Raw genomic sequence first — 6,089 nt, 5'->3', positions numbered from 1 at the left:
CAGTGTGGCGTTGGGGGTCACGGTTTCTAGCGCCACGCGCAGGCGCTCCCGGCTCATGGGCTGACTCAGCGATTCACGTTCGATACGCAGCCGCCAATGGCTGCCGTCCACCGCCACCAGTTGCGACTGCAAAGCCAGTTCGCGCACCAGGCCGCCCACGGCATCTGCCGCGATCAACTGCTGCACCGTGGCGTGCCAGTAGTCGCCGTCTGCCGTGTGCACTGGGGGCGTGAATACCGGGACTGGGCGGGCTTGCAGACGTGGGCTGGGCTCGGCCTGCACGCGCACGGGCAATTCCTGCACGGCAGGTACTACGGGCGCAGGAGCGGCTACCGGTGCAGCCACAGGTACTGGCGCAGGCGCTTCAACAGGCTTTACGGCAGCGGCCACTGGCGCTGGAGCGGGCAACGGCGCAGGGGCCAGAACCGCCCTGGCAGGTTCAATCAGAGTTTTTTTTTCAGCCGACTGGCGCACCGGGCTGCCGGGCTTGAAGGCCAGCAAGCGCAGCAGCACCATGGTCAGCGCGGCATATTCGTCGGGGGCAAGGCCCAACTCGGCGCGGCCATGCAGGCACATGCTGTAGAGCAACTGGGTTTCATCGGCAGGCATGGCGGCGGCCAGGCGGGCGGTGTCGGCGGCTTCGGGGTCGCTGTCATCCACCGGCATGCCGGGCACGGCCTGGAGCACGGCCATGCGTTGCAGCACGTTGGTCATTTCTTCCAGCGTGGAGGCGGCGCTCAGGCCGTTCAGGCGCAGGGTCTCTGCCGTTTCAACCACGGTTTTGCCGTCGCCCTGGGCCAACGCGGCTATCAGGCGGAACACGTAGCTGCGGTCCACGCTGCCCAGCATCTGGCGTACCGTGGTTTCCTCCAACTGGCCGTTGCCAAAGGCAATCGCCTGGTCGGTGAGCGACAAGGCATCGCGCATCGAACCCCGGGCGGCACGGGACAGCAGGCGCAGCGCGCCCGTTTCGGCCTGCACGCCTTCGGTGTGCAGCACCTGGGTCAGGTGCGACAGCACGGTTTCGGGGGCCATGGGGCGCAGATTGAACTGCAGGCAGCGCGACAGCACGGTGACCGGCACCTTTTGCGGGTCGGTGGTGGCCAGTACGAACTTCAGGTATTCGGGCGGCTCTTCCAGCGTCTTCAGCATCGCGTTGAACGCGGTGTTGGTCAGCATGTGCACTTCGTCGATCATGAAGACCTTGAAGCGGCCTTGCACCGGCTTGTACACCGCCTGCTCCAGCACGGCCTGGACTTCGTCCACACCCCGGTTGGAGGCGGCATCCAGCTCGGTGTAATCGACAAACCGGCCGCTATCAATATCAGTGCAGGCGCTGCAGACACCACAAGGGCTGGCGGTGATTCCGCCGGTCCCGTCCACGCCCTGGCAATTGAGCGACTTGGCCAGAATGCGCGACACCGTGGTTTTGCCCACGCCGCGCGTACCCGTGAACAAATAGGCATGGTGCAGGCGCTGGGTGGTCAGGGCGTTGCTGAGGGCCTGCACCACGTGCTCCTGCCCCACCATTTCAGAGAAATTCCGCGGACGGTACTTGCGGGCGAGCACGAGATAAGACATGCAGGGATTCTAAGGGGCGGGATGGCCCCCTTTAACGTGAAAGAACTTTCATGGCTGCGGGGTGGCTCTGCAGCCGCAGCCATGAAAGTTAGGGGCACGCCTATTCGACCAGGATCGCGCGAAAGTCGTTCACGTTGGTCAGCGTGGGACCGGTCACCACCGAGTCGCCCAGGGCCTGGAAGAAGCTGTGCGCGTCGTTGTTGTCCAGGCTGCTGCGCGGGTTGGTGCCCAGCGCCCAGGCGCGCTGCAAGGTGCTGGGAGTCAGGACGGCCCCGGCGATTTCTTCGGCACCGTCCACGCCGTCGGTATCACCGGCCAGGGCAAACACGCCGGGTTGGCCGTTCAGCGCCACTGCCAGCGACAGCAAAAACTCCACGTTGCGCCCTCCCCGGCCCTTGCCGCGCAGAGTGACGGTGGTTTCGCCGCCCGACAGCAGCACGCAAGGTGTGGTGAACGGCTGACCGTGCACCGCTACCTGGCGGGCAATACCGGCCATGGCCTTGCCCAGGTCGCGGGCCTCGCCCTCCAGGCTGTCACCCAGGATGTACGGCGTAATGCCCGCATCGCGCGCCACCTGGGCGGCAGCTTCCAGGGCGATTTGGGGCGCGGTGATCATGCGGGTTTGGATGCCCGCCAGGCGCGGATCGCCGGGCTTGACGGTTTCGCCCGCGCCACTTTCCAGCTGGCTGCGCACTGCGGGCGGCACGGCAATGCGGTAGCGGTCCACGATGGCCAGCGCGTCGGCGCAGGTGGTGGGGTCGGCCACGGTGGGGCCGGAGGCGATGTCGATGGGGTCGTCGCCCGGCACGTCGGAAATCAGCAGCGTCAGCACCTGTGCCGGGTGGCAGACCGCCGCCAGCCGCCCACCTTTGAGGCTGGAGAGGTGGCGGCGCACGCAGTTCATCTCGGAAATGCTGGCCCCGCTGTGCAGCAGCGCGGTGTTGACGGCCTGCTTGTCGGCCAGGGTCAGGCCCTCGCCGGGTGCCACCAGCAGCGACGAGCCGCCGCCGGAGATCAACGCAATCACCAGGTCATCTGCCGTCAGGCCCGTCACCAGCTGGCGGATACGTTGCGCCGCCTGCAGCCCTGCGGCATCCGGCACCGGATGCGCAGCCTGCACGATTTCGATGCGCTGGCAGGGCACGTCGTAGCCGTAGCGGGTGACGACCAGGCCTTCCAACGGACCGCTCCAGTGGTCTTCCAGCGCCCGCGCCATCGCTGCCGAGGCCTTGCCCGCACCGATGACGATGGTGCGGCCCTTGGGTGGAGACGGCAGATGCGGCGGCAGGCACAAGGCGGGCTGGGCAGCGGCCACCGCCGCATCGAACATGCGGCGCAGCAGCGCGGTGGGGTCTGTGGAAGGCATGGCAGCTATCTTAGGGCTTGCTTAGGCTTTGGCGACGGCGTGCCCGGCCATCAGTTCCAAGGCTTGGACCAAGGCCGAATGGTCCAGATCGGCCATGCCATTGGCAGCGCAGACCTGCATCAACTGGGCCGCACCGGCGGTTTGCGGCAAGGACACACCTAGCTCGCGCGCGCCTTGCAGGGCCAGGCCCAGGTCTTTCTGGTGCAGGCGGATGCGGAAGCCGGGGTCAAAGGTGCGCTTGACCATGTGGTCGCCGTGCACTTCCAGGATACGGCTGGACGCAAACCCGCCCATCAGCGCCTGGCGCACCTTGGCCGGGTCGGCACCGGCTTTGCTGGCAAACAACAGGGCCTCACCCACGGCGGCGATGTTCAGCGCCACGATGATTTGGTTGGCCACCTTGGTGGTTTGGCCGTCGCCGTTGCCGCCCACCAGGGTGATGTTTTTACCCATCAGCTCCAGCAGCGGGCGCACGGTGGCAAACACCGCTTCGGAGCCGCCGCACATGATGGTCAGCGAGGCCGCCTTGGCCCCCACTTCACCGCCGGACACCGGCGCGTCGATGTAGTCGGCACCCAGGGCGTTGATCTTCAGCGCGAAGGCCTTGGTGGCGATGGGCGAAATCGAGCTCATATCCACGATGATCTTGCGGCTGTGGCCGTCTTCCATCACGCTACCCGCCGCCAGGCCGCTGGCAATGCCGTCTTCGCCAAACAGCACGGATTCGACGTCCGGCGTGTCGGGCACCATGGTGAAGGTGATGTCGGCGTGGCGTGCCACGTCGGCCGCATTGGCGCAGGCAATGGCCGTGGAGGCTGCAATGCCCGCGTGCACCTTGCGGGGTGCATAAAAGTACAGCTGGTGGCCCGCGTTGACCAGATGCAATGCCATGGGCGCACCCATGATGCCCAAACCGATAAATCCTAATTTCATAGCTACTCCTGCAGGTGGAACGGGCGCTAGCACCCGATTTTGTTTAAAAAATTATCAGTACCCGCCGGTGCTGGCGGGTGCCTGGTTGGCGCGCATCTTGGTGATGACTTGCTGCGCTCCAGCCGCCATCAGCCGTGCGTCCGAACTCACGGTGACAAACTGAAAGCCCTTGGCGATGCGGGCCAGCGCGCCGTCGGTGCTGCCGTTGTGGATGCCCGCCACCACGCCGTGCGCCTTGGCGCGGGCCAGGATGTGGTCAATCGCCTCGGCGGCCTTGGGATCTACATCGTCGAACACCGGGCGGCAGCCCAGCGCCAAAGACAGGTCGGACGGGCCGATGTAGATCGCGTCCAGCCCCTCCACCGACAAGATGTCGTCCAGGTTGTCCAGCGCCTTGGCGGTTTCGATCATGGCGAAGGTAACGATGGTGTCGTTGGCGTGCTCGGCGTAGTCGGCCCCGCCGTACAGCGTGGCCCGCACCGGGCCAAAGCTGCGGGTGCCGCGCGGTGCGTAGTGGGTGTAGGCGACGAGCTTTTGCGCGTCTTCGCGGGTGTTGACCATGGGGCAGATCACGCCGTAGGCACCCGCGTCCAGCGTCTTCATCAGAATGCCGGGCTCCAGCCAGGGCACGCGCACCACCGGCACCGTCTGGGTGGTGGAGATGGCCTGCAGCATGGGCACCATGGCCTGGTAGTCCACCATGCCGTGCTGCAGGTCAATGGTGAGCGAATCCCAGCCCTGGTGGGCCATGGTCTCGGCGGAAAAACTGTTCGGTATGGCCAGCCAGCCATTCACGGCAGCGCCTCCCGATTTCCACAGCGTGCGTAAGCGGTTTTCGCGCATGGGATGCTCCTTGTTTGGAATGGATGGCCAGATCGTTATGCAGCTAGATGTGCTTCAGCTCGATGCGCTTGATGTCTTTGACGATCACCAGATAGCTGAGCACGGTCACCAATGCATTCAGCCCCACGAACAGCAGCGCCCCATTGAACGAACCCGTGGTGGCCAGGATGTAGCCGATCACGATGGGGGTGACGATGCCGGCGATGTTGCCGAACATATTGAAGATGCTGCCTGCCAGGCCAATCACTTCCTTGGGTGCCGTATCCGCCACCACGGCCCAGCCCAAGGAGCCCACGCCCTTGCCAAAGAAGGCCAGCGCCATGAAGCCCACCACCAGCCATTCGCTGTCCACGTAGTTACAGATGATCATGGTGGTCGACAGCAGCATGCCGCAGACGATGGGCACTTTGCGCGCAATGGTGAGCGAATAGCCCGACTTGATCATGCGGTCCGAGATATAGCCCCCCAGCACGCCGCCAATAAAGCCGCACATCGCGGGCAGCGAAACCATGAAACCGGCCTTCAAAATCGTCATGTGGCGCGACTGCACCAGGTACACCGGGAACCAGGTCAGGAAGAAATAGGTCAGCACGTTCACCGAAAACTGCCCCAGGTACACGCCCAGCAGCATGCGGTTGGTCAACAGTTGCTTCAGGTAAAAGCCGGTTTGGCCCTTGGGCAAAACCACTACCTGCGCGGTGCTGGCCTCATTGCCCTGCTCACCCATGTGGATCAGGCCACCACCGGCTTCGATGTACGCCAACTCGGCCTTGCTGACTCCGGGGTGCTTCGCGGGGCTGTGCACCAGCTTGAGCCAGACCAGGGCCAGCGCAAAGCCCAGCACGCCCATCCACAGATACACATGGTGCCAGCCCATCCAATGGGTCAAGGCGGCCATCAAAGGCGTAAACACCATGGCCGCAAAATACTGGGCCGAATTAAAAATGGCCGATGCCCGGCCCCGCTCTGCCGTAGGAAACCAGCTGGCCACCACTTTGGCATTGGCCGGAAAAGCAGGCGACTCGGCCAACCCCACCATGAAGCGCAAGCCAAACAAGGTGGCAACCGCCGTGGCCGCGCTGCTCCACACCCCAATGGTGCCCTGCAGCAGCGTAAACGCCGACCACAAAAAGATGCTGGCCGCGTACACCCGGCGGGCACCAAACCGGTCCAGCAGCCAGCCGCCGGGGATCTGCGCCATCACGTAGGCCCAGCTGAAGGCCGAAAAGATGTAGCCCATCTGGATGGCATCAAAGCCAAACTCCTCGCGCATGGCCGGGCCGGTGACCGACAAGGTGGCCCGGTCGGCGTAATTGACCGTGGTGACGATAAAAATCATCAACAAGATCCAGTAGCGCATGCGGCT

5 protein-coding genes are annotated in these 6,089 nt (G+C 64.7%); all 5 read right to left on the bottom strand.

The genetic code is table 11. The features are described from left to right. Window positions 1-1,581 (bottom strand): DNA polymerase III subunit gamma/tau (gene dnaX / locus ABI213_RS06450; RefSeq protein WP_348026472.1); only part of this gene is annotated, 1,581 nt, incomplete at its 3' end. Between the two features lie 100 nt (window positions 1,582-1,681). Beyond that, window positions 1,682-2,947, bottom strand: a complete 1,266-nt coding sequence (locus tag ABI213_RS06445; RefSeq protein ID WP_348006191.1) for a glycerate kinase — start codon at window positions 2,945-2,947, stop codon at window positions 1,682-1,684. A gap of 21 nt (window positions 2,948-2,968) precedes the next feature. Continuing rightward, complete coding sequence (locus ABI213_RS06440) at window positions 2,969-3,880, bottom strand: 2-hydroxy-3-oxopropionate reductase (protein ID WP_348026470.1); 912 nt, start codon at window positions 3,878-3,880, stop codon at window positions 2,969-2,971. A 54-nt stretch (window positions 3,881-3,934) separates the two neighbouring features. Next, window positions 3,935-4,723 (bottom strand): aldolase/citrate lyase family protein, encoded by a 789-nt coding sequence (locus tag ABI213_RS06435; protein WP_348006193.1) that lies wholly within the window; start codon window positions 4,721-4,723, stop codon window positions 3,935-3,937. A gap of 43 nt (window positions 4,724-4,766) precedes the next feature. Continuing rightward, the coding region (locus tag ABI213_RS06430; RefSeq protein WP_348026468.1) for an MFS transporter at window positions 4,767-6,089 on the bottom strand (1,323 nt) is incomplete at its 5' end.

This window comes from Rhodoferax sp., assembly GCF_039922535.1.
Taxonomy (GTDB): Bacteria; Pseudomonadota; Gammaproteobacteria; order Burkholderiales; family Burkholderiaceae_C; genus Rhodoferax_B.
This window is presented reverse-complemented; position numbering and strand designations above follow the sequence as displayed.

Excerpts from the sequence above, each read along its gene's own strand:
- ABI213_RS06440 (WP_348026470.1), bottom strand. The coding sequence starts at position 3,880 with ATGAAATTAGGATTTATCGGTTTGGGCATCATGGGTGCGCCCATGGCA.
- ABI213_RS06435 (WP_348006193.1), bottom strand. The coding sequence starts at position 4,723 with ATGCGCGAAAACCGCTTACGCACGCTGTGGAAATCGGGAGGCGCTGCC.
- ABI213_RS06445 (WP_348006191.1), bottom strand. The coding sequence starts at position 2,947 with ATGCCTTCCACAGACCCCACCGCGCTGCTGCGCCGCATGTTCGATGCG.